Here is a 23911-nt window from a genome sequence, read left to right as displayed (position 1 = left end):
CCGGACTGGTTCTGCTCGGGCGCCAAGGGTTTCATGGGCGGCGGCTATCCTGAGCTTGGATAATACCGAGGCGACCAGCAAAAAGGGCTCACGTTGTGCACATGAGCCCTTTGAATTGGATGGTGGCGCTTCACGGATTCGAACCGCGGACCTGTGGATTATGATTCCATCGCTCTAACCGACTGAGCTAAAGCGCCACTTAGCCCAAAATTATACGCTGGATTTTAAGGGCCGCTGAAAAATCTTCGCGATCTTGGTCAGGCGGCCAGGCCCGAGCCCAGTTCTTCCAGCAGTGCGAACAGCACGTCGAAGTCAAACGGCTTTTGCAGCCAGACCGCGTCCACCATTTCGTCCTTGCGCGGCCCATAGCCGCTGGCAAAGATCACTTTCAAGGGCTGGCGTTCACGGGCGAGGGCGGCGAACTCTCGCCCTGACATGCCGGGCAAGCTGATGTCGGTCATCAGCACATCGAACTTGGCCTGGTCCAGCAATTCAAGCGCTTTCTCGGCGGACGCGGCCCCAAGCGCCGTGTAGCCCGACAGCTCAAGGATCTCAAGCATGGACCGCAGCGAGTCTTCTTCGTCCTCGACCACCAGGATGCGCAGGCTTGCGGGCGCATGGTTGAGCGGCACGCCCGCCTCTGGCTGGACCATGGGCGCGGCCAAGGCTTCCAACCGGTGGGCCTTGACATGGGCCTTGAGCGTGGCGGCGAACTTGCGGTTCACGAACATGTGCCGGATCTTGCGGGCCAGGTCTTCGCGGCGATAGGGCTTGCTCAGCAAGGCCACGCCGGGGTCGAGCCGACCGCCGTGCACGATGGCATCTTCGGTGTAGCCCGAAGTGAAGAGCACTTCGATGTCGGGGTGCAACTCGCGGGCCATTTGCGCCAGCTCGGGACTGCGCAAAGCGCCGGGCATGACCACGTCGGTGAACAAGAGGTCGATGGGCACACCACTTTGCAGGATGGCCAATGCGCTGCTCGCATCAGACGACTTGAGGACGGCGTAGCCCAGCTCGGACAAAAGATCGACGACGGTTTCTCGCACCTGAGGGTCGTCTTCGACCACCAGGATGGTTTCATCGCCGCCGGTCACGGGGCCACTGAATTCGGGCAACATGGTTTCCTGAGTCTGGTGTGAGCGTGGAAGGTAGAGTTTGACAGTGGTTCCGCGGCCCACCTTGCTGTCAATCTTGACATGGCCGCCGCTTTGCTTGATGAAGCCGTAAACCATGCTCAGGCCCAAGCCCGTGCCGTGCCCTTCGGGCTTGGTGGTGAAGAAGGGCTCGAACACGCGCTCCAGAACGTCCGCAGGCATGCCGCTGCCGGTGTCCAACATGGTGATCATCACGTACTGGCCAGGCGTGAGGTCAGGGTGGTCATGCGCGTAGTCATCGTCCAGGCTGACATTGTCGGTTTCAAGGGTCAACCGGCCCGCGCCATTCATGGCGTCGCGCGCATTGATGGCCAGGTTCAGCAGCACGTTTTCCAGGCCGTGCGGATCCACAAAGGTGTTCCACAAATCCTGCGCAATGTGCGTCTTCAGTTCGATGGAGTCGCCAATCACCCGACGCAGCATGTCGTCCAGATCCAGCAGTCGGCGACCGATGTTCAGCACATCGGGGGCCAGGGGTTGCTTGCGGGCAAAGGCCAGCAGGTGCAGGGCCAGCTTGGCGCCGCGGTCCACCCCGGTGATGGCGGCTTCGACCCGACGTTGCAAGGATTCATCGTGCCGTGTGGCTTCGCGCAATAGCTGAAGGTTGCCGCCAATCACTTGCAGCACATTGTTGAAATCGTGTGCGACACCGCCGGTGAGTTGTCCGATCGCTTCCATTTTTTGTGCCTGGCGCAGGGCATCCTCCGTGCGTTGCAGTGCAGCCTCGGCTTCCTTTTCGGCCGTGATATGCCGACCATTGCCGTAGACCACGCCGTTACTGTCGGGTGAGGCGGTCCAGGAGAACCAGCGGTGCCCGCCATCCTTGTGCTGAAAGCGGTTCTCGAACTGGGTGAGGACATCGTGGGTGGCGTAGGCCAAGGCGTTCAGCGTGGCGGCCTGGTCGTCCGGATGGATCAGCCCATTGACGTGTTGGCCCATGATCTCTTCGCGGCTGAAGCCCAGGATGCGGGTCCACGCTGGGTTGACGTCCCTGAAGATGCCATCACCGCTCACGACGACCAGCAAATCCTGAGAGTTGCGCCAGACGCGGTCACGCTCTTCGGTGCGCTCTTCGATGCGTTGCTCCAGCGTAGCATTCATGGCCAGCAGAGCTTCGCTGGCCAGGCGCTGGTCTTCAATGTCGGTGTTGGTGCCGATCCAGCGGGTCGTGGCGCCATCGCCAGATCGGATGGGATGGGCGCGCACCAGGTGCCATCGGTAGGCGCCGTCGGCACGTCGAATTCGGAATTCAATCTCGTAAATTTGGCCGCTTGTCAGGGATTGCGTCCAGGCCAGACTGGCGCGCTGCAGATCGTCCGGGTGCACGATCGCCGTCCAGCCTTGGCCGGCCAGTTGCTCATGGCTCAAGCCGCTGTAGGCCAGGGTCTGTTCGTTGAACCAGTCCAGTTGGCCATTGGGCGGCGATGTCCAGACGTGGTTGGGCATGACCTGCGCAAACGTGCGGAATTTTTCTTCGCTCTCGCGCAGGATCTGTTCAGCCTGATGGCGCTCGGTCACGTCCTGGATCACGCCCACCATGCGGACCCGTTGGCCATGTTCGTCGCATTGAAACTCGGCGGACCGCGCGATCCAGCGAATTTGGCCGTTGTCCGGGCGGCGGATGCGGTATTCGGTTTTCAGCGGCAACTCGCCAGGGGTGCGGGTGGCGAGGCTGGACACCCGCTCCACGTCGTCGGCGAGGATCAATTCCTCAAGGGCTTCCGGCGCCATGTGAGCTTGTTCGGGCAGACCAAAGATGCGGCACATCTCTGCCGTGACCGTCAGCAGGTTCTGGGTCAGGTCCAGGGTGAAAATGCCCACGCCGCCGGCCGCTTGCGCACGGGCAAGTTGTTCATTCGAGGCGGCCAGGGCCTGGGCTGCTTCGTGGGCTGCGGTCACATCAACCCCTTCCACAAATATGCCGCTCACCACGCCCTGGTTGTCGAGGATGGGCTGGTAGACGAAATCAAGGAAGCGGCGTTCTGGTGTCATGCCGGGCTGGCTGGACAACAACACCGGAACGGCTCGCCCGGCGAACGGTTCACCGCTCCGGTAAACCTGGTCCAGCAAGGCCACGAAACCTTGGCCAGCCACTTCGGGCAGAGCCTGCAGCACCGTTTTGCCCAAAATGTCCGGGCGCGACACGATCTTGAGGTACGCCGGATTGGCCAGCTCGAACACGTGCTCGGGACCGCGCAGCACCGCCACGAAGCTGGGTGACTGCTCGAACAGGCGGCGAAAACGCTCCAGCTCGGCCACCCGCGCACGTTCCGCGAAAACCTGGGCGGTGATCTCGTTGCACGCGCAAAACACGCCTTGAACGTCGCCGTTTTCATCGCGCAGCGGCGTGTAGAAAAACGAAAAGTGGGTTTCTTCGGCGCGGCCATGGCGAAGCATCGTCAGTTCGATGTCCTCCATGGACGTAGGCACCCCGGCGTAGGCCTTCGCCATGATGGGGCCCACCTCATCGATGACGTCGTACCACACCTCGGCGAAAGGGCGGCCCAGCGCCGCCGGATGGTGTCCTCCGAGGATGTCGGCGTACAGGTCGTTGTAGAACATGATCTGCTGCGGCCCCCAAGCCGCGAACATGGCCTGGTTGGCCCCCAGCATCACGCCCACGATGGTTTTGAGCGGTTGTGGCCAATCAGCGGGCCGCCCCAGGGGTGTGCTGGCCCAGTCCTGGGCTCGGATCAAGGCGCCCATGGCGCCGCCGCCGTCTAGAAATCGAAGTGACATGCTGAATTGCCTGGACTTTTTTACCCGGGTGACTCACCCGGCAATGGGTCCATTGTTCCATGGCCCATGGTGGTTGAACTTGATGGCGATTTGCAGTGTCGGGCCTTGAAATCCACGGCGGCTGCCTTATCTTCGGGGCTTCACTGTTGCCCACACTAAAAATAGACCATGGACAAAACCACGCTTTCATTCCAGGCCGAGGTCAAGCAATTGCTGCACCTGGTCACGCACTCGCTGTACTCCAACAAGGAAATCTTCCTGCGTGAATTGATTTCCAACGCGTCCGACGCTTGCGACAAGCTTCGTTTCGAAGCGCTGGACAACAGCGGCCTGTACGAAGACGCGCCCAACCTGGAGGTGCGCGTGCTGGTCGACAAGGCCGCCCGCACCATCACCATCCGCGACAACGGCATTGGCATGAGCTCGCAAGAAGCCATTGACCACCTGGGCACCATCGCCAAGAGTGGCACCAAGGAATTCGTGGGCAAGCTGTCGGGCGATCAGCAAAAGGACTCGCAACTCATCGGCCAGTTCGGCGTGGGCTTTTACAGCGGCTTCATCGTGGCCGACCGCCTCACGGTTGAAACCCGCCGCGCCGGCGCGCCCGCGTCCGAAGGTGTGCGCTGGACCAGCGAAGGCGCTGGCGACTTCGAAGTCGAGGCCATCGACAAGCCCACCCGTGGCACCGACGTCATTCTGCAGCTGCGTGAAGGTGAAGACGAGTTCCTTTCAAGCTGGAAGCTGCGCAGCATCATCAGCAAATACTCCGACCACATCTCGCTGCCCATCCTCATGCAAAAGGAAGAGTGGGATCAGGAGAAGGGTGAGCAAGTCCTCAAAGACGAATGGGACACCGTCAACCAGGCCGCCGCTTTGTGGGCCCGCAGCAAGAGCGACATCACGGAAGAGCAGTACCAAGAGTTCTACAAACAGATCAGCCACGACAGCCAGGCGCCGCTGGCCCACACGCACAACCGCGTTGAAGGCCGCAGCGAATACACCCAGTTGCTCTACGTTCCCGCCCACGCGCCGCACGACCTGTGGAACCGCGAAAAGCGCGGCGGCCTCAAGCTCTACGTCAAGCGCGTCTTCATCATGGACGATGCCGAAGCCCTGTTGCCGTCCTACCTCCGCTTCGTCAAGGGTGTGGTCGACAGCGCCGATCTACCTTTGAATGTGTCGCGCGAAATCCTTCAGGAAAGCCGCGACGTCAAGGTCATTCGTGAAGGCTGCACCAAGCGCGTCTTGTCGATGCTGGAAGACTTGGCCAACAACGAAGACCAAGCCAAAAAAGACCAGTACGCCAGCTTCTGGAAAGAGTTCGGTTCGGTCTTGAAAGAGGGCATTGGCGAAGATTTTGCCAACCGCGAACGCCTGGCCAAGCTGTTCCGCTTTGCCTCCACGCAAGCCGATGAAGGCGTGTCATTGGCCGACTACGTGAGCCGCATGAAGGAAGGCCAGGAGGCCATCTACGTGCTCGCCGCCGAAACCCTGGCCGGCGCCAAGAGCAGCCCGCAGCTGGAGATCTTCCGCAAGAAGGGCATCGAAGTGCTGCTGCTGGTGGACCGCGTTGACGAGTGGATGCTCTCGCACCTCTTCGACTTCGAAGGCAAGCCCTTGCAAAGCGTGGCCAAGGGCGCCGTCGACCTGGGCACCCTGCAAGACGAAGAAGAAAAGAAGAAGGCCGACGAAGCCGCCACCACCTTCAAGCCCTTGCTGGAGCGCCTGAAAATCGCCTTGAAAGACAAGGCCAAGGACGTGCGCGTGACCACGCGTCTGGTTGATTCACCGGCCTGCCTGGTGGTGGAAGAAGGCGACATCAGTGGCCACCTGGCGCGCCTGCTCAAGCAAGCTGGGCAAAGCGCACCCGCTGGTCTGCCGGTGCTTGAAGTCAATCCCGAGCACGCCCTGGTTAAAAAGCTGGACACCAGCGAGCAGTTCGACGATTTGGCCCACATCGTGTTTGACCAAGCCATGCTCGCCGAAGGCGGCCACCTGGACGATCCGGCTGCTTACGTGCGCCGGGTCAACAGCTTGCTGGCTGCTTGACGAGTCGAGCCGCTGGGTTGGCAGCCCCGGCGGTTCACTTGCTGCCAGAGACCTGAAGTGGCGCGGGCTCTGAGTGAAGGCTGCCGTCCAGGCGGCTGTCAAACGCAAAGAACGAGTCCTGGGCAAAGCTGGACTCGGCCCAGCGCGCAGCGCGTTCTGCGCGGCGCTGGCGCAATTTGCGGGCAACCTCATCGCCCGCGTCGTGCAAGGAATCGCTGATGGTGTGGGGCGCTGGCCCCTGGCTGTGTCCCAAGGCCCAGGCCGCGATCAAGGCCTGATGCGGCCATTGTCCGGGGCGGCAGCGCACATAGCGCACGCGGCAGGCCTCCAGCACGGCCTCCTTCATGCGCTGCGATCGGGCCGATGACGCTTTGCTGGGCGACTCAATGTCGATCACCGACACCACGCTGCCACTAGGCGTGCAGACCGCGAACGACACATGCAAGGTGTGCAGCCGGTCGTACCAGTTTCTGGCGTCGAACTCATCGGCGGCCTGGCAAAAGCGAAGCAGGTTCAGCTTGGCCAGCACCACGTGGTTGGGCAGGGCGGCGCGCAGTTCCCTGAAAAGCAGGCGCTCGTCGGTGGTGAAGATGGGGCGGGCGTTGAGGTTCCAGCGCCGAGGCCATTCGCGTTTGCTGGCAGGCCGACGCCGTTGCGAGACGACACCCAGCAGCAAACCTGCGAGCGCGGCCAGCACCATGACGCCTATCAGCAACGGATCCAACTGCATACTACCCCTTGAATAAGTGGTGGTAATAGTACTCAGTTTTGCCGTGGTTCCAATCCCCAAGAAAGGGGCGCTCGAACGCGGGAGCCACTTTTCACGAAGCGGAAGACACCAGCATCCTCAGCCAATCGCTGAAGTGTGCCGTCCAGTACTTGACTCGGTACACGGCCTCTGCCGCCAGCGATTGCATGGAGCTTTCAAAGTGTGTGGCCACCGTGTCTTTGGGTAACTTCAGCCAGCCCTCGGTATCCTGTCCGAATTGCTCCATGGTGGCGCCAGCCTTGGTGGCGATGCGCAGCATGGGCGCATTTTCGGCCAGGGCATGGATGACCAAGTGGCTGGCCCCCCGGTTGCGCGCATGGGTGATGGCATGCTGGAACAACCTCAAGCCCAGGCCCTTGCCGCGCCCTTCGGCCAGCACCGACACGCCAAATTCCATCGCCGAGCCCCGCACATGCCCGCGTGGCATCGCGGCCAGGTGAGCCACGGCCAAAAGTTGCAAGCGCCGACTAAAGATGCCGAACACTTCGTCGCGTCGAAAATCGATGGACGCCACATACCTGGACAATTGCTCAAGCGGCGCCAGAAACCCGAAGCGCAGGTAACGGTCGTGCTCGTTCAGCGACAGCAGGTGGTCGAGGATTCGTCGTCGGTGGTGGGGTTTCAGATCGCGGATGGGCACCCAGTGGTGCACCAGGTCAGCCCGTGAATGTGGGCCCGGCGCGCCACCATGGGGGTGGCCCAGTCCAAACTTGTCCAGCGGTGATGAGGGTTCAGACTTGCGTGCGGTCATTGTGTGACCCCTTCCTGGCCGTGGCGAAGGCAACCGGTTGTCGCCCTCACCCTCGATCGAGGGTTATTACTCACTCATGTTAGTGGATGGTGCCGAGCTTGGCAAGCTGGGGCATGTCGTCATCAATCATGCTTTTACCCCACTATTGCGCAACCCTGGTGAATCAGAGTAGAATCTCTGGTTCCCGACTTGACTGCCGGGGATGGATTGTTTCAATCCAGCTATTTTCTGTAGACGTTTTACAGAACAGCGGCGTTGTCTGAGAGGCCACCACAAGTTTCCAAGAAGTGGCGCCAATGATGACAGTCAGTCAGTTTCACCACTTAGGAATATTCATGAATACCTTCAGCGCCAAGCCGGCCGAAGTGACGCACGAGTGGTTTGTGATCGACGCCACCGACAAGGTGTTAGGACGAGTGGCCAGCGAAGTCGCTCTCCGTCTGCGCGGAAAACACAAAGCCATTTACACGCCACACGTTGACACCGGTGACTTCATCATCATCGTCAACTCGGACAAAATTCGCGTCACTGGCAACAAAGCCACTGACAAGGTGTACTACCGCCACTCGGGTCACCCCGGCGGTATCCACGCCACCACGTTCAAGGACATGCAAGCCAAGCATCCTGGTCGTGCCATTGAAAAGGCAGTCAAGGGCATGCTGCCCAAGGGCCCCCTGGGCTATGCCATGATCAAGAAGCTGAAGGTTTACGCAGGCGGTGCCCACCCGCACGCCGCGCAAAGCCCCAAGCCCCTGGAAATCTAAGGAGCGGCCATGATCGGTAATTGGAACTATGGCACCGGACGTCGCAAGTCGTCCATCGCCCGCGTCTTCATCAAGAAGGGCACCGGCCAAATCATGGTCAATGGCAAGACAGTCGAAGACTACTTCGGCCGTCAAACCTCGATCATGATTGTCAAGCAACCCCTGTTCCTGACGAACAATGTCGAAGCTTTCGACATCAAGGTCAGCGTCAAGGGTGGCGGCGAGTCTGGTCAAGCCGGCGCTGTGCGCCATGGCGTGACCCGCGCTCTGATCGATTTCGACGCAGCACTCAAGCCTGACTTGAGCCGCGCCGGTTTCGTGACCCGCGATGCTCGCGAAGTCGAACGTAAGAAGGTCGGTCTGCACGGTGCTCGTCGCCGGAAGCAATTCAGCAAGCGCTGATCCGATTTGGTCAGAGCCTGCTGCTGTTTGGGCAGGCATCTGTTACCAGGAAACCCGCCCAGGCAACTGCGGCGGGTTTTTTCATTCACCCTAGAATGGCGAGCTTTTCTTCGCTCCAGGCATCAAAGGAATCATCATGATCAAGGTCGGCATCGTTGGTGGCACGGGCTACACGGGCGTCGAGTTGCTGCGCCTGTTGTGTCAGCATCCCCAGGTTCAGATCCAGGCCATCACCAGCCGCAAGGAAGCGGGCATGCCCGTGTCCGACATGTACCCCAGCTTGCGTGGCCATGTCGACTTGCCTTTCGTGACCCCCGATGAGGCCGACCTGAAGGCCTGCGATGTGGTGTTCTTCGCCACGCCGCATGGCGTGGCCATGGCACAAGCGCGCGAGTTGCTGGCCGCGGGCGTCAAGGTGATTGATTTGGCGGCGGATTTCCGCCTGCAAAACCTGGCCGAGTTCGAGCAGTGGTACGGCATGGCGCACAGCTGCCCCGATCTGCTGGCCGAGGCGGTTTATGGCCTGCCCGAGATCAACCGCGAGGCCATCAAGAAGGCCCGCATCATCGGCAATCCCGGCTGCTACCCGACGTCGGTGCAACTGGGCTACGCGCCTTTGCTCAAGCACAAGTTGATCGACCCCACGCACCTGATCGCCAACTGCGCTTCGGGCGTGTCCGGGGCAGGGCGCAAGGCCGAGGTCCACACCCTGATGGCCGAGGCCAGCGACAACTTCAAGGCCTATGGCGTCAAGGGCCACCGGCATGGCCCCGAGATCAACCAGCAACTGCGCATCATCGCGGGCGACGACAGCGTGAACTGCCTGTTCGTGCCGCACCTGCTGCCCTTGATCCGCGGCATCCATTCCACCTTGTACGCCCGCCTTAACAGCGAGGGTCAGGCGGCTGATCTGCAAGCCTTGTACGAGTCCTTTTACAAAGGCGAGCGTTTCGTCGATGTGCTGCCTGCGGGCAGTGCGCCCGAGACCCGCAGTGTGCGCGCCAGCAACACCGTGCGCATCGCGGTGCACCGGCCCTTGCCCGACACCGTCATGGTGCTCGTGGTGGAAGACAACCTCACCAAGGGCGCCTCAGGTCAGGCCGTTCAGTGCATGAATCTGATGTGTGGTCTGGAAGAACACTTGGGGCTGACCCACGTGCCGGTCCTGCCCTGATGCGTTGGCGGCTGATCAGGCGGCGCCTGTCGATCAGCGCGCCGCACATGTCGGTGCGCAGCCACCTGCCTTGGCCGGTGCGTTGGGTGCTGGCCGCCTTGGTGTTGGGGTTTTCAGGGGCGATCGGCCTTTGGGCGTTTGAGTTCGGGCGCAACATTGCAGGCTTGAACCGTGGCGCGCGGCTGAGCTCCAACGACCTGGTGCAGGTTCGCCAGCAGCTGGACGATACTCGCCAGGAACGCGACCGCGCACAATCCCTGGCCAATGCCGCCGACAGCCTGATCAAGGCCGAACGCGCCACCCAAACGCGGCTGACCGAGCAGGTCAAGGCCCTGGAATCTGAAAACCAGGCTTTGAAGGACGACCTTGGTTTTTTCGAGCGCCTGCTGCCGGCCTCCAGCGAAGGCTTGTCGGTGCGGGGGCTGCAGGCGGACCTGCCTGCTCAGGGGCAGTTGCGCTTTCAGGTGCTGGTGATGCAACATGGCGGGCGCGTGCAGCCCGAGTTCAAAGGCCGCTACGAGTTGCTGTTGTCCGGCACCTTTGATGGCAAGCCATGGATTCAGCCGGGCCCTGTGGTGAGCCAGCCTTTGCAATTCAAACAGTATCGCCGTGTGGATGGCACGGTTCAATACCCTGCCAATGCCGTGGTGAAGCAGGTTCAGGTGCGGGTGCTTGACGACAATGGCAAGGAAGTCGCCACGCAATCCCTGCGGATGTGATCATAAGGAGCGCCTTGATGTTTGGTTGGAAGAAGACCCCCCTCATTCGCACCCTGGTGGGTGAAGGCACCGTCATCACTGGCGAGTTGCGCTTTGCCGATGGCTTGCGCATCGATGGCGAAGTGATTGGCAACATCACTTGCACCGGCGAAGGCCGTTCCTTGCTGGTCATCAGTGACAAAGCCAAGGTCACCGGCAAGGTCAGGGCTGGTCATGTCATCATCAATGGCACGGTGAACGGCCCGGTGATCGCTGAAGATTTGCTGGAGTTGCAGCCCAAGGCGCGCATCGTGGGTGATGTACGCTACGAGGCTCTGGAAATGCACCAGGGCGCCACCATTGATGGTGAGTTGCACCCCTTGAAATCCGATGAAAAGCCCGCAGCTTTGAAGCTGGCTTCGAACAATGGCTGAGCACTGCTCGCCTCTTAATTTGTACCTGGAGTATTCCCATGACCGCTGTTCTTGAAACTACCGCCCCCGAAGCCTTGGCTGGCGACATGCCCCCTGCTCCCATCGTGTTCACCGACAGCGCGGCAGGCAAGGTGGCAGAATTGGTCGCCGAAGAAGGCAATCCAGACTTGAAGCTGCGCGTGTTCGTGCAAGGCGGCGGCTGCTCCGGCTTTCAATATGGCTTCACGTTCGACGAGATCGTGAACGAAGACGACACCCGGATGGAGAAGAATGGCGTTTCCTTGCTGATCGATGCCATGAGCCTGCAGTACCTGGTGGGTGCCGAGATCGACTACAAGGACGACCTGGAAGGCGCGCAGTTTGTGATCCGCAATCCGAACGCCACGACCACCTGCGGTTGCGGCTCCAGTTTCTCGGCTTGATCCCGCGGGGATCAAGCGGGGTAGAGGGCGCCCAGCACGCGTGCGCCCTTCGCGCCTGTCACTTGCGGCACATTGCCGACCAGATGGTGGACATGGCGCTGTGCGAGCCAGGCAAAGGCAGCGGCTTCAACCTGCATCACGGGCAAGCCGTGGGCATCTGAGGGTTGCACCAGCACGCCAGGCAGATTGGTTTGCAGGCGCTGCATCAGCGCACCATTGAGGGCGCCCCCACCACACACCACCAACTGACGGGCGCTTGGCGCGAAGGCCTTCACGGCCACGGCGGCGCTGCGGGCGGTCAACTCGCAAAGCGTGGCCTGAACATCCTGGGCCGACTGGTGTGCCAGGTTTGCGTGGTTCAGCCATTGCTGCAGCCAGCTTGGGTTGAACAAGTCTCGTCCCGTGCTCTTGGGTGGGGGCAGTGCAAAGAAGGGGTCTGAAAGGGCCACGTCAAGCGCGACTGGGTTCACCTGCCCTTGGGCCCCCCAGGCGCCATCTTCATCGTAGGCTTGGCCAGTGTGCTGTTCGCACCAAGCATCCATCAAGGCATTGCCTGGACCGCAGTCAAAACCCAGCGGCGGGTGAGGTGCCCGCAAGATGCTGAGGTTGGCCATGCCGCCCACGTTCAGCACCACCACCGTCTCTGTGGGGTGTTCAAACAAGGCTTGGTGAAAGGCAGGCACCAGCGGCGCGCCTTGTCCACCGGCGGCCACGTCACGGCTGCGAAAATCAGCCACCACGTCTATGCCTGTCAGTTCTGCCAGCACTGCGGGTGCATTGAGTTGCAGTGTGTAACCCAGTTCCGGCCGATGGCGAACGGTTTGGCCGTGAGCGCCAATGGCGCGGATCTGGGCGGGCGTCACTCCGGCGCGTGCGCAAACCTTGGTTACCACTTGCGAGCAGCTTTTCACCAAGTCTTGCGCCGCCAGTGCGGCCAGGTGCAATTCGTTCGAGCCGGGGGTGTTCAGCGCCAGCAGGGTGCGTTTGAGGGCGGGGTCAAACGGTTGATGTGCATGGGCCAACGAGCGCCAAAGGGGCGGTGAGCCCAGGTCCATCAGGACGCCGTCGATCCCATCCAGCGAAGTGCCCGACATCAAGCCAATGTAAAGCTCTCCGTGAGCCGGTTTCATCAAGCTTTATTCGAAGCGGGCTGTTGAATGGGTGCCTGCCAAGCTTTGCTGCTCGGCCGTGTCGAGCCGTTGCGCAATGCTCACGACCATCTGCTTGAATTGAGCCAGTGCCTGTGGCGACAACTGCGTGCTTTCTGAAGCACGCGCAATTGCGATGGGGTCCACTTGGCGCCCATTGACCTTGAACTCAAAGTGAAGGTGAGGCCCCGTGGCCCAGCCGGTGGCGCCCACGGCGCCGATCAACTGGCCTTGCTCCACGGTTTGTCCCACGTTCACGTTGATGCGGCTCAGGTGGGCGTAAACCGTCTTGCGGTCGCCCGAATGTTGGAGCTCGATCACATTGCCATAGCCATTTTGCCGTCCGGCAAAGCTCACCTTGCCATCACCGACCGAGCGCACGGCTGTGCCGTTGGGGGCGCCATAGTCCACCCCCAAATGCGCTTTCCAGCGCTGCAGGATGGGGTGAAAGCGCATCGAAAAGCCGGAGGTGACGCGGGAAAAAGCCAGTGGAGATGCCAGGAAAGAGCGCGTTTTGCTCACGCCGTTCATGTCAAAGTACGCGCCTTTGTGGCCAGCTTCTTGGTACCAGATGGCGTTGTGGACTTTGTCTTTGTTGATGAAGCGTGCCGCCAGGACCCGGCCAGCTGATCCGCCCCAGGTGATGGGCTCGCCATCTGCCGTGTGGGCTTCATAGAGCACGCTGAAGGCGTCGCCCTTGCGAAGTTCGCGGCGGAAGTCGATGTCGCTGCCAAAGATTTCGGCGACCTGGTTGGTGATTGAGTCGGGCACGTTGGCCTCGTCGGCCGCCGCATACAGGGACGACGAAATGGTGCCGGTCGCCAACTGCGTGCTGGCCTGCAGCGGCGCTTGCTCGGTGTGGGCGGACAGGGGGGCTTGGTCGTCAGCGCGGCTGACCGTCAGCCGCGTGAAGTGCGAATCCAACTGGTCGGATTGCCGGGCTGGGCTGCGCGCCACCAGTTCCATCAATTGACCACGCAGGGTGATCACCTTGATCATTTTGCCGGGACGCCCCAGCAGCAAGGTCTGTGCGGCGGGGTCGGTGCGCAGAAAACCGGCGGCTTGCGGGTCATTGACGCCCAGGCGATTCAACAAGGTGTCGATCGTGTCGCTGCTGCGTGTCACATCGCTGCGGTAAAGCGACAGTGCCTGTTCATCCAGCTGAACGACTTGCCCAGCCAAATCCGGCAAGGGCAGGGCTTCGCTGATTTGCGAAATGGCGGGTGGAGTGTTGAATTGAGCGGCCGTCAGCGGGGCCACACCGAACGCGGTCATGGTAGAGCCGGCCAGCAGCGCCAACACGGCGGCGGCGATCCGGCGAGGATGCCGGTGCATGGCATCCTGCGTGGCTTGCAAGCCCACCAGGGTTGAACTGCGCAAAGACTTCAGCGTGCTGAACAGGTCGTTGTTAGAAGAAGCCAAAACTCGATTTCCCGCTACATAGGGGGCTGTCCCCTAAAATCCCTGAAAAGCAAGTATAGCCGTCACGCTCTTGTCACTTGCCGTAAGATTTTCACCCATCGGTAAATATGCTGCACCCTGAAAAACCCCCTGAAGCATCGCCTTCTCATCCCGTCACCGACCGGGTTCGCGAGGCTTTGGCCATCACGCGCCGTGGTTGCGATGAACTCCTGCCCGAGGCCGAGTGGGTGAAAAAGCTGGCTCGATCGGAGGCCACCAAACTGCCTCTGCGCATCAAGCTGGGCATGGACCCCACCGCGCCAGACATCCACCTGGGTCACACCGTGGTGCTCAACAAGTTGCGTCAACTCCAGGATATCGGCCACACGGTCATTTTCTTGATCGGAGATTTCACTTCCTTGATTGGCGACCCTTCAGGTCGCAACAGCACACGCCCGCCCTTGACCGCCGAGCAGATCAAGCTCAACGCTGAGACTTATTACAAGCAGGCCAGCCTGGTGCTCGACCCTGAGCGCACCGAAATACGCCAGAACAGCGAGTGGTGCGACGCGTTGGGCGCCCGCGGCATGATCCAACTGGCGTCGCGGTACACCGTGGCCCGCATGATGGAGCGCGACGACTTCACCAAGCGCTTCAAGGCGAACACGCCGATCAGCGTGCATGAGTTTTTATACCCCTTGATGCAGGGCTATGACTCGGTCGCGCTCAAATCCGACCTGGAACTGGGCGGCACGGACCAAAAATTCAACCTCCTGATGGGGCGGCACCTGCAATCCGAATACAAGCAGGAGCCTCAGTGCATCCTGACCATGCCCTTGCTGGTGGGGTTGGATGGCGTCGAAAAGATGTCCAAATCCAAGAACAACTACGTGGGCATCAGCGAGGCGCCCAACAGCATGTTCGGCAAGCTCATGAGCATTTCCGACGAATTGATGTGGTCCTACTTTGAGTTGCTGAGCTTTGCACCGCTGTCCAGCATTGCTCAACTCAAGGCTGAATGTTCCGCAGGGCGCAATCCCAGAGATGCCAAGGTGCTGTTGGCCCAGGAGGTGGTAACGCGCTTCCATGGGCTCCAAGCTGCCGAAGGCGCGCTGGCTGATTTCGTGAATCGCTCCAAGGGCGGGGTGCCCGATGACATCCCCGAGGTCCATCTGACGCTGCCCGCCGATGGTGCGGGTTTGGGCATGGGGGCCTTGCTCAAGCAGGCCGGGCTGGTGCCTTCATCGAGCGAGGCCATGCGCATGATCGAGCAAGGTGGCGTGCGGGTGGACGGTGGCGTGGTCAGCGACAAAACTTTGAAGCTGTCCGAGGGAACTTTTGTGGTTCAGGTGGGTAAGCGCAAGTTCGCCAAGGTGTTTTTGGCTTGATGGCTGCCCAGGGTTGTCACTGTTTGCAGGGTCAACCCCACCCCTAGTCAGGGGGGGCATAGGCCGGGACTGGGGTTTCTCACTCCGTCAAAGGGGGCCAATGCGCACCTGCCCCGTTGTCTGGCCTGACCAAAGGCCCTTATGCTTGAGCTAGACAGATCGGTAAAGTCTGTGAGTCGACAAGAGGAATACGCGGACGCCTCTTTAGATTTTGTGATTTCCCAATAAAGGGACCGCTTTGTGTGGAGATAAATATGAAATTTGCATTCAAGAGCATCGTGGCTGCTGCCGCGTTCGTGGCTGTCGGCGCTGCCAGCGCGACTCCTTACGCCGGCACCTGGAGCGTTGTCTCCGGTTCGGGTGGCCTGACTTTCTCGGCTGACGCTCTGTCGGCTCTGAGCGCTTCTGGCTCCAGCATCATCACTGCTGCTACCATTCCTACCGTTCCTGGCCTGCCAGGCGCTGGTGCGGTCAACAAGGCCGTGTACACCAAGGCTACCGGCAACGTGAGCCTGTCGTTCAACACCGCCACCATCACTGGTGACGCGTTGACTTCGCTGCAAGCTGCCAATTCGTTGGTGAACATCCGCCGCTCGGTGTTCAACGATGACGGCTCGATCAGCCAGTACAACATCTACATGGCTAACTTCGACGTTAACCTGGGCAACTCGACGATTTACGCGAACCTGTACTCGCGCACTGATGCCGGCACCTTGGTGACCTACGGCAAGCAAGCTATCTTCACTGCTGACGTTCCTGGCGTCATCGGTGGCACGCTCGGCAACATCCAAGTGACTTCGGTTGCTGGTGGCGTGGCCAACGGCACGGCCAGCGGCAGCTTGGCTGGTAGCCTGCGCATGAATGGCACGACGGCTACCAACATCCTGACTGCGTTGAACCTGTCGACCGCAGCCACTGACCCTGTCGCCATCCTGGTGCGCACGGCCAACTGGGGCGGCACGCAAGCTGGCGGTACTTTCACGGCGCCTGCTATTCCTGAGCCTTCAACCTACGTGTTGATGGGTTTGGGCCTGGTCGGTATCGCTGCTGTGGCTCGCCGCCGCCGCGCTGCCTAAGTTAAAGCGTTCGCGCTTTAATGCCAGGACTTTGATTGAGGTACTTGGCGGGGAAAGTTCAGTACTTTCCCTAGAAAACCGCTCTGTAGTACAGGGCGGTTTTTTACATCAGGGTTGGGTCGATTGACGATAATTGGGGAATGACCCCAAAGAACCTATCATCGCTGGAGACAATATGACAATGCCGTTCCGTTTGAGTGCAGTTGCTGGATTGATGTTATTGGGTGCCATGGCCAACGCCGGCGCTGAAACCACAACCGATCGGTATGGTAAGGAGCTCAAGATTGAGCCGTCGCGTAATATCTTTGCGCGGTTTGGTGTGCTGGGCTTGAAGATGAATAACAAGTCAGAGGCAGCTAAGGATGTGTCGGGGCCTGTTTTGTCTGCACCAGCGAATAGCGCAACTGGGGCCGCGGTTGACGGCGAGCGTGGCTGGTATTGTCCGGATGATGGGTCGTTAACATTTCCTACTTGCACAAGAGCTGATGCTGAATCGATTTACAGTGGGAGTGGGGCTATCAGAGATATTTTGTTTGGTACGTCCAACCCAGCGGATCCTAGGTATACCGGGCTGGATTCTCTTGGTTTGCCGGACAACGTAAAAGCGCGCTTTGCTGATCCTGCGCCTGGTGTAGTGGGAACACTTGGCATGTATTTCGACGAAGATAAGCACTGGGCCATTGAGGTCCCAGTCATGGCATTGCCATTTTCTGTTGATGTATATGGAGCAGGCACGTTTCAAAACGCGGGGAAAATTGTCACATCCAAGGCGCTAGGGTTTCTCGTCTTTGGTCATTATTATTTCGGTCAGAAGAATGACAAATTTCGACCGTCAGTTTCTTTAACGGCAAATTATTTGCTTCCATTTGATACTAAAGCCACACCATCTTTGGAACGATGGACGGGCGGTAGGACCACAGTGAGTAGCAAAGGTTCACTGGGCTTGGGTTGGTTGGTTGGTGGTAAGTACGCCATTGATGATCGATGGGATCTCAATTTCAGCGTGGGGCAATTTAAAGGAAAAGTAGAAAGCACGCTTACTACTTATGACACATCATTTACTGCCCGGACGGCGCGATTGGCCTCTCCTATTTTTACTTATTGGCCTGGTCAGTTAGGGGAAAATCTCAGGTATTTGATATCACAATCGCTTCTTGAGGGGCAGCTAAAGGGGATGGAGGCATACCGTAACAATGCGGATGCAGCCAACCGCGTCAATGGCGGAGCTAATTTGGGTAACTACACGCGCACTCAAAAGCAGACATTGGATCCTTATGTGCTCATGATGACGGTCGGGTATAACTTTTAAAGATCTACCCGCATAAAAAAAGCTGCCATTTGGCAGCTTTTTTCGTTTGAGGTTTTGAATCACGTCAGCCCACTTTCGTGGGCCTTCCATGCTTCAAATCAAGGGGCAGCCACAACGTAAGGCTTGTTCGACACAGCAGGCTTGCGAACCTTGACCGCGATGTCTTGCGTCAGGGTACCGAAGTCGGTATCACGAACCAGGCCAATCACGGCATCGCCCGACAAGCCCAAGGACGCGGCAAACAGGTCCACGGCAGCAGACGTCAGCTTCAGCTTGTCCAGCACTTCGTGACCCGTGATGCTCAGGGGGAACTTGTATTTCAAAGCCAGGGGCGTGGCGACATTGAAGTCGTACACGGCGAACATGGGCTTGGTGGTGGCGCCGTGGGTGGTGGCATCGGCCAGCACTTGGTGGCCAATGTAGTCCAGCTTGAAGTTGGCCAGCACGATGCCGGAGGTGATCACTGCGCCCGTTTCTTCATCGATGGTGCGGCGAACGATGTCCAGTGCCGAGCCGCTGGCTTGGCCGGCGCCAATCTTCAGGGCAGGGGTGACGGTGATGCTGGTGATCGGCAGGCTGAAGGACCAAGCGCTGGTGGCGCCCGCTTCTGGGAGGGGGGTGGTGTTGCCCAGGGCTTCCACTTTGCCACCATTGGCCTTGAACAGGCTGATGGCGTTGGCCGAGAAGTCCAGCTTGGAGGTGCCTTGCAGACCGCTCCAGTTGACGGTCAGCGCATTGGCCGAGGCGGCCATGGCGAGGGTGGCGGCGGCGAAAGAGATCGAACGGATGGTCAGCAGTTTCATTTTTGCTCCTTGGTGAACAGGCTTGCTCGATGCAAGTGATTGGATGACTCAATGGTGCATCAAAGCATTTTTGCAAGCCCCCCCGCAAACAGGGGGTGAGGGCCGCAGACCCCCTGGATAGTGTGAAAAACTGGGGAAACCTAGTAGTTGAAATCCAATCGATGACTACGGGATTCCACTATTTCGCCATTTTTGAAGTCACTGAAAGCCTTGGGCCGTCGCTCTGCTGTTGTGCCAATGAAAAAAGGCTCCCGGTTGGGAGACTTTTTGTGATATGAAATCTTGGATGGTTTGATCGGGAGGAGCTACCCGATTAGACCAACTTTGAATTCAGGGAGCAGGAACGTAAGGGGTCTTGTTGGCAGCAGGCTTGCGAGCGTTGGTGCTGATGTCTTGGGTCAGCGTGCCGAACTCGGTGGTGGCCACCAGGTTCAGGACTGCATCGCCCGACAGGCCCAACGACGAGGCGAACACGTCCACGGCAGCAGGCGTCAAGACCAGCTTGTCGAGCACTTCATGGCCAGTCACAGTCAGGGGGAATTTGTACTTCAGGGCCAAAGGCGTGGCTGCATTGAAGGTGTACACGGCAAACATGGGTTGCGTGGCGCCGCCATGGGGGGTCGTGTCAGCCAGCACCTTCTTGGCGATGTAGTCCAGCTTGAAGTTGGCCAGAACGATGCCGGTGGTGGTGACTTCGCCGGTTTCTTCATCGATGGTGCGGCGGATGATGTCCAAGGCCGAACCGCTGGCTTGGCCGGCAGCAATCTTCAAGGAGCCGTTGATTTCGATGCTGGTGATAGGCAGCGAGAAGCTCCAGCCGGTGGTGCCGACGGGGGTGGTGTTGCCCAGGGCAGCCAGCTTGCCGCCGTTGGCCTTGAACAGGCTGATGGCATTCTCGGAGAAGGCCAGGGTCGACGTGCCTTGGAACTTGGTCCAGTCGATGGTCAAGGCATTGGCGGAAGCGGCCAGGACGAGGGTGGCGGCAGCGAAAGAGATCGAACGCAGTTTCATTGAGTAGCTCCTTTTAAGTGCTTGCAGGCTGCAAGAAGTTGGTGAATGAATGTTGCCCCAGCACCGATTTGAGGCACCCCCGTGACTAGGGGGCTTTTGAGCGACCAAGTCCTGAAAACTAGGGAAACCATGGGGCGTCGAACATCAAGCATTCTTCGGGATTCCACCAGTTGGGGTTTTTTGCGGCTCTTTTGCGATTCATTTATCAGCGCGTTGAGCGCTGATGGTGCGCAATGTTCAGCGAGGCGCCAGGTTGGTGCTGTGCAATTGCACGCGCAACTGGGCCAGGCCACTTTGGGCGTCTTGGGCCATCAGCACGCCGGGGTCATCCACGTCCACGCCCATGGCGGGGTAGCGCGCGGTCAGGCGGGCCAGATCGCGCTCGCTGTCCAGGCGAATGAGTTCTGAGAACAACTCGGCCGAAAAACCCACGGGGTGGCCTCGGCGGTGTCGGTACTGGGGAAAAACCACGGTGTACAGCGCGACCGCGTTGGCCACGGCGCGCAAGGTGTCCACTTGCAGCATGGGCATGTCCGCGGGCAGCAGCAGCCAGCCGGGGGCATTGGCGCTGGCTTCAACGCCCGCTGCCACTGCCCTGGCGAGCCGATCCGCACGTGATCGGGGCGAAGGCATGTCGGGCAGGTCAACCACATCGTTGCCCGGCAGCAGCAGGCGGGCTTGTCGCGCCATGTCGGGCGGTGCTACCACCACCATGGGCAGTCCGCTGGCCAATCCTCGGCGCACCGTGCTGTCCATCACTGAAAACAAGCCCAGGGCTTGCCCCTTGGCGGATGGCTGGCCGCCTGCATCCTGCGCGCCCCCGCTGTGAAGCGTGGGTTCGGCCAGGATGATGAGGGTGGGCTGGTGGTTCATGGTTGCCTAGGACTTGCAACAAAGTGTGAGCCAAAATGCTGCAATGCACCAGAGCACCTTTACTTAGGCAAATACCCCAGACGGGTATCAGCCGTTTTACTCCACCACCGCGCCGGACTGATTGATACTTGTCGAATGGAAAAAACCTCACACGATCTGGCGCAGATGCGCCAAAGCTATGAACGGGCGGCCCTGGATGAGGCGCATGTGCAGGCCCATCCTTTGGGGCAGTTTCATCAATGGTTTGATGAAGCCGTCCAGCTCAAGTTGACCGAGCCCAACGCGATGACCCTGGCCACGGCAGGGGCAGATGGGCGGCCTTCTACCCGGGTGCTCTTGCTCAAAGGGGCCGATGAGCGCGGCCTGGTGTGGTTCACCAACTACGCCAGCCGAAAAGGGCGGGATCTGGCCGCGAATCCGTTTGCCGCGATCCAGTTTTTTTGGGGGGGGCTGGAGCGCGTGGTTCGCGTCGAAGGGCGGGTGGAGAAGGTGGCCGAATCCGAGTCGGACGAGTACTACCGCTCCAGGCCTTTGGGTTCGCGGATTGGCGCTTGGGCTTCACCTCAAAGTGAAGTGATCCCCTCCCGGGAGGCCTTGGAGATGGCCTGGGCCGATCAGCAAGTTCGGCTGGGGAATGATCCACCCAGGCCCGATCACTGGGGAGGTTATCGCTTGGTGCCGGATCGCTGGGAGTTTTGGCAAGGGCGCACTTCACGCTTGCACGATCGCCTGATTTTTGAGTTGACTCCGGGCGGCCAGTGGGTGCTTTGCCGTTTGGCGCCGTGAGCCATCATTCCTTTTTGAGCAGGTCGCTGAAGGTTTTCTGGAATTTGGCCACTTTCGGGGCCACCACGAAGGTGCAGTAGCCAGCGTGTGGGTTGTGCTCGAAATACCGCTGGTGGTAGGCCTCGGCCGGGTGGTAATTGGCCAGGGGGCGGACTTCGGTGACGATGGGCTTGCCAAAGGCGTGGCTGATGTCCAGTTGCTCAATCAGGGCTCGGGCCTGGTGGGCCTGGTCGTCGTTGTGGGAGTAGATGCCTGAGCGGTATTGCGTGCCCTCGTCGTTGCCCTGACGGTTGAGCGTGGTGGGGTCATGGATGGTGAAAAACACCTCCAGCAACTGGTGGTAGCTCACTTGGCTGGCATCAAATTTCACCCGCACCACTTCAGCATGACCGGTGGCCCCTGTGCAAATGTCGTCGTAGCTGGGGTTGGGGTGCTGGCCGTTGCTGTAGCCGGATTCAGCGTTGATCACGCCGTTCAACTGGTTGAACACGGTTTCGACGCACCAGAAGCAGCCGCCACCAAACGTGGCTTCTTCAATGGTGTTGCTTTGGGGGGCATGGGCTTCCATGGGGGGTGTCCTTGTGCGTAGACTGACGTTTGATCCCCAATGATCATCCAAACCAAGACATTTCCATGAGCAAAGCCACATTTTCCTGGTCCGACCCCTTGTCGCTGGATGCTCAGCTGTCGGATGAAGAGCGCGCCATCCGTGACACGGCCCAGGCCTATTGCCAGGGCAAGCTGCAACCCCGCATCCTGTTGGCCAACCGCGAAGAGCGGTTTGACCGAGAACTGATGAACGAGATGGGTGCCCTGGGCTTTCTGGGGGCCACCATCGACGGGTATGGCTGCGCGGGCGTCAACCATGTCAGTTATGGGCTGATCGCGCGCGAGGTGGAACGGGTTGATTCCGGCTACCGCAGCGCCATGAGCGTGCAAAGCTCTTTGGTGATGCACCCCATTCATGCCTATGGCAGCGAGGCTCAACGGCAAAAATACCTGCCCAAGCTGGCCACTGGGGAATGGGTGGGTTGTTTTGGCCTGACCGAGCCCAACCACGGCTCTGACCCCGGCAGCATGGTCACCCGCGCCACCAAGGTGGAGGGCGGCTATGTGCTCAATGGCGCCAAGATGTGGATCACCAATTCGCCCATTGCCGACCTGGCCGTGGTGTGGGCCAAGCTGGATGACACCATCCGGGGTTTCGTGGTCGAGCGCGGCATGACGGGGTTCAGCACGCCGCGCATCGAAGGCAAGCTCAGCCTGCGGGCCAGTGTGACCGGCGAGATCGTGCTGGACCAGGTGCTGGTGTCTGATGACCACATCCTGCCTAATGTGTCGGGCCTGAAGGGGCCTTTCGGGTGCCTGAACAAAGCCCGCTATGGCATTGCCTGGGGCGCCATGGGGGCGGCCGAGTTCTGCTGGCACGCGGCGCGGCAGTACACGCTGGACCGGGTTCAGTTTGGTCGGCCGCTCGCGCAGACGCAACTGGTGCAGAAAAAGCTGGCCGACATGCAGACCGAAATCACGCTGGGCTTGCACGCGGCTTTGCGCGTGGGGCGTTTGCTGGATGAGCACCAGGCCGCCCCGGAAATGATCAGCCTGATCAAGCGCAACAACTGCGGCAAGGCGCTGGACGTGGCGCGCATGGCCCGCGACATGCATGGTGGCAATGGCATCCACGATGAGTACCACGTCATGCGGCACATGGTGAACCTGGAAACCGTCAACACTTATGAGGGCACGCATGACGTGCATGCCTTGATCCTGGGCCGCGCCCAGACCGGCTTGCAAGCCTTCTTTTAAAGGCCAGCCATGCAGGATTTGGCGGCTTGGAAGCCTTTGATTGGTGCCTTGTTGTTGCCGCCGGTGCCTTGGTTGGTGCTGGTGTTGGTGGGGGCCCGCCTGATTTTGCCCCGGCGTAATTTGGGTTTTTTTCTCCTGCTGCTGGGCGTGGTCGGCTTGTGGATGGGGAGTTGCACCGGCACGGCCACCTGGCTGCAAAACAATGTGTTGCGGCCGCCTCCCGCCTTGTTGGGCGAGGCCCAGGATCGGCTGGCGGCCAGCGCCCGGGCCTATGCGCAGCAGGTGGCGTTGGCGCAGCGTCAAGGCAAGGCGCTGCCCCAGCCCACGGTGGGCATCATGGTGCTCGGGGCTGGCCTGGTGCCCAGGTCGCCAGAGTATGGCGTCACCGACCTGACCCACTTTTTTGCCGAACGCCTGCGTTATGGCGTGTGGCTGAGCCGTTTGACCGGTTGGCCCTTGGGGGTGACGGGCGGCGTGGGTTGGGGGCAGAAGGGCGTGCAAGATGGCCCTGCCGAGGCCGAAGTGGCCGGGCGGGTGGCCCAGCAGGCCTATGGTTTGCCGTTGCGCTGGGTTGAAAAGGACTCTGCCGACACGCGGGGCAATGCGGCAGGCGCGGTGACCTTATTGGCCGATCAGGGCGTGACCGAGATCGTGCTGGTGACGGACGCTTTCCACATGCCGCGTTCAAGGCGGGCTTTTGAACAAGCGGCGGCCAGTTGGGCGGCTCGTGCGGGCAAGCCGGTGCCTGTGATCACGCCTGCGCCCACTAAATTTTGGGGCAGGGATGCGAACCCCGCACTGGAATGGATCCCATCAGGGGCGGGCATGGTCAACGTGCGTTTGCTCTGCCACGAGTGGCTGGGCATGCTGGCGGGCAGTTAAGTCAGGGGCTCACTTAAAAGCAGGCCCGCCAACAGAAACCCCCGGACTAGGCCGGGGGCTGGGGCGGCCGGA

The 23911-nt window shown here is 60.3% G+C and carries 22 protein-coding genes and 1 tRNA gene; 13 read left to right on the top strand and 10 right to left on the bottom strand.

Annotated features, from left to right (window positions below):
• Window positions 1-120: 120 nt before the first annotated feature.
• Window positions 121-197, bottom strand: a tRNA-Met gene (locus PSV38_RS11260).
• Window positions 198-257: 60 nt separating this feature from the next.
• Window positions 258-3893, bottom strand: coding sequence for a PAS domain S-box protein (locus tag PSV38_RS11255; RefSeq protein WP_300547432.1), 3636 nt, complete (start codon window positions 3891-3893; stop codon window positions 258-260).
• A 168-nt stretch (window positions 3894-4061) separates the two neighbouring features.
• Between PSV38_RS11255 and htpG the strand changes: the two genes are divergently transcribed.
• Window positions 4062-5942, top strand: a complete 1881-nt coding sequence (gene htpG / locus PSV38_RS11250) for a molecular chaperone HtpG (protein WP_300547431.1) — start codon at window positions 4062-4064, stop codon at window positions 5940-5942.
• A 34-nt stretch (window positions 5943-5976) separates the two neighbouring features.
• On the opposite strand, the gene PSV38_RS11245 is transcribed toward htpG, so the two are convergent.
• Window positions 5977-6672 (bottom strand): DUF2726 domain-containing protein, encoded by a 696-nt coding sequence (locus PSV38_RS11245; RefSeq protein ID WP_300547429.1) that lies wholly within the window; start codon window positions 6670-6672, stop codon window positions 5977-5979.
• A 91-nt stretch (window positions 6673-6763) separates the two neighbouring features.
• A complete protein-coding gene (locus PSV38_RS11240; RefSeq protein ID WP_300547427.1) occupies window positions 6764-7462 on the bottom strand; it encodes a GNAT family N-acetyltransferase in 699 nt (232 codons plus the stop codon).
• Window positions 7463-7797: 335 nt separating this feature from the next.
• Between PSV38_RS11240 and rplM the strand changes: the two genes are divergently transcribed.
• The 6 genes from rplM to erpA all read left to right on the top strand — a co-directional run bounded on the left by rplM (window position 7798) and on the right by erpA (window position 11356).
• Window positions 7798-8226, top strand: a complete 429-nt coding sequence (gene rplM, locus PSV38_RS11235; protein WP_300547426.1) for a 50S ribosomal protein L13 — start codon at window positions 7798-7800, stop codon at window positions 8224-8226.
• Window positions 8227-8235: 9 nt separating this feature from the next.
• Complete coding sequence (rpsI, locus tag PSV38_RS11230; RefSeq protein ID WP_300547424.1) at window positions 8236-8628, top strand: 30S ribosomal protein S9; 393 nt, start codon at window positions 8236-8238, stop codon at window positions 8626-8628.
• A gap of 136 nt (window positions 8629-8764) precedes the next feature.
• Entirely contained in the window at window positions 8765-9802 is a 1038-nt protein-coding gene (argC, locus tag PSV38_RS11225) for an N-acetyl-gamma-glutamyl-phosphate reductase (RefSeq protein WP_300547422.1), read from the top strand.
• Complete coding sequence (locus PSV38_RS11220; protein ID WP_300547420.1) at window positions 9802-10521, top strand: DUF6776 family protein; 720 nt, start codon at window positions 9802-9804, stop codon at window positions 10519-10521. The genes argC and PSV38_RS11220 overlap by 1 nt, the downstream gene beginning before the upstream one ends.
• 17 nt (window positions 10522-10538) lie before the next feature.
• On the top strand, window positions 10539-10934 hold the full coding sequence (locus PSV38_RS11215; protein WP_300547418.1) for a polymer-forming cytoskeletal protein: 396 nt from the start codon (window positions 10539-10541) through the stop codon (window positions 10932-10934).
• A gap of 38 nt (window positions 10935-10972) precedes the next feature.
• A complete protein-coding gene (gene erpA / locus PSV38_RS11210; RefSeq protein ID WP_300547416.1) occupies window positions 10973-11356 on the top strand; it encodes an iron-sulfur cluster insertion protein ErpA in 384 nt (127 codons plus the stop codon).
• Between the two features lie 11 nt (window positions 11357-11367).
• On the opposite strand, the gene PSV38_RS11205 is transcribed toward erpA, so the two are convergent.
• The gene (locus PSV38_RS11205) at window positions 11368-12486 is read right to left on the bottom strand and encodes an anhydro-N-acetylmuramic acid kinase (protein WP_300547415.1); all 1119 of its coding nucleotides are present in this window, start codon (window positions 12484-12486) and stop codon (window positions 11368-11370) included.
• A gap of 6 nt (window positions 12487-12492) precedes the next feature.
• The gene (locus PSV38_RS11200; RefSeq protein ID WP_300547414.1) at window positions 12493-13926 is read right to left on the bottom strand and encodes a M23 family metallopeptidase; all 1434 of its coding nucleotides are present in this window, start codon (window positions 13924-13926) and stop codon (window positions 12493-12495) included.
• Window positions 13927-14033: 107 nt separating this feature from the next.
• Here PSV38_RS11200 and tyrS point away from each other — a divergent pair, with 107 nt between their 5' ends.
• The 3 genes from tyrS (at window position 14034) to PSV38_RS11185 (ending at window position 17678) form a co-directional block, all read left to right on the top strand.
• Window positions 14034-15293: a tyrosine--tRNA ligase gene (gene tyrS, locus PSV38_RS11195; RefSeq protein WP_300547412.1), complete on the top strand. Its 1260-nt coding sequence runs from the start codon at window positions 14034-14036 to the stop codon at window positions 15291-15293.
• A gap of 254 nt (window positions 15294-15547) precedes the next feature.
• Entirely contained in the window at window positions 15548-16369 is an 822-nt protein-coding gene (locus tag PSV38_RS11190) for a PEP-CTERM sorting domain-containing protein (protein WP_300547410.1), read from the top strand.
• Between the two features lie 175 nt (window positions 16370-16544).
• Window positions 16545-17678, top strand: a complete 1134-nt coding sequence (locus tag PSV38_RS11185; protein WP_300547409.1) for an OmpW family outer membrane protein — start codon at window positions 16545-16547, stop codon at window positions 17676-17678.
• A 98-nt stretch (window positions 17679-17776) separates the two neighbouring features.
• Here PSV38_RS11185 and PSV38_RS11180 read toward each other — a convergent pair whose 3' ends face one another.
• From PSV38_RS11180 to PSV38_RS11170, 3 genes are all read right to left on the bottom strand, one after another.
• A complete protein-coding gene (locus PSV38_RS11180; protein WP_300547407.1) occupies window positions 17777-18481 on the bottom strand; it encodes a hypothetical protein in 705 nt (234 codons plus the stop codon).
• A 330-nt stretch (window positions 18482-18811) separates the two neighbouring features.
• Window positions 18812-19492, bottom strand: coding sequence for a hypothetical protein (locus tag PSV38_RS11175; protein WP_300547405.1), 681 nt, complete (start codon window positions 19490-19492; stop codon window positions 18812-18814).
• Window positions 19493-19729: 237 nt separating this feature from the next.
• Window positions 19730-20365, bottom strand: a complete 636-nt coding sequence (locus tag PSV38_RS11170) for an NTP transferase domain-containing protein (protein ID WP_300547404.1) — start codon at window positions 20363-20365, stop codon at window positions 19730-19732.
• Between the two features lie 135 nt (window positions 20366-20500).
• Between PSV38_RS11170 and pdxH the strand changes: the two genes are divergently transcribed.
• Window positions 20501-21151, top strand: coding sequence for a pyridoxamine 5'-phosphate oxidase (pdxH, locus tag PSV38_RS11165; protein ID WP_300547402.1), 651 nt, complete (start codon window positions 20501-20503; stop codon window positions 21149-21151).
• A gap of 4 nt (window positions 21152-21155) precedes the next feature.
• On the opposite strand, the gene msrA is transcribed toward pdxH, so the two are convergent.
• Window positions 21156-21719 (bottom strand): peptide-methionine (S)-S-oxide reductase MsrA, encoded by a 564-nt coding sequence (msrA, locus tag PSV38_RS11160; RefSeq protein WP_300547400.1) that lies wholly within the window; start codon window positions 21717-21719, stop codon window positions 21156-21158.
• 65 nt (window positions 21720-21784) lie between these two features.
• Here msrA and PSV38_RS11155 point away from each other — a divergent pair, with 65 nt between their 5' ends.
• Window positions 21785-22957, top strand: coding sequence for an acyl-CoA dehydrogenase (locus PSV38_RS11155; RefSeq protein ID WP_300547399.1), 1173 nt, complete (start codon window positions 21785-21787; stop codon window positions 22955-22957).
• Window positions 22958-22966: 9 nt separating this feature from the next.
• The gene (locus PSV38_RS11150; RefSeq protein ID WP_300547397.1) at window positions 22967-23839 is read left to right on the top strand and encodes a YdcF family protein; all 873 of its coding nucleotides are present in this window, start codon (window positions 22967-22969) and stop codon (window positions 23837-23839) included.
• The last annotated feature ends 72 nt before the right edge of the window (window positions 23840-23911 follow it).

Origin of the sequence: Aquabacterium sp., assembly GCF_029946005.1 — a bacterium.
Lineage (GTDB): Bacteria > Pseudomonadota > Gammaproteobacteria > Burkholderiales > Burkholderiaceae_C > Aquabacterium.
The sequence above is the reverse complement of the archived record's forward strand: the minus strand, read 5'-3'. Positions and strand labels throughout refer to the sequence as shown.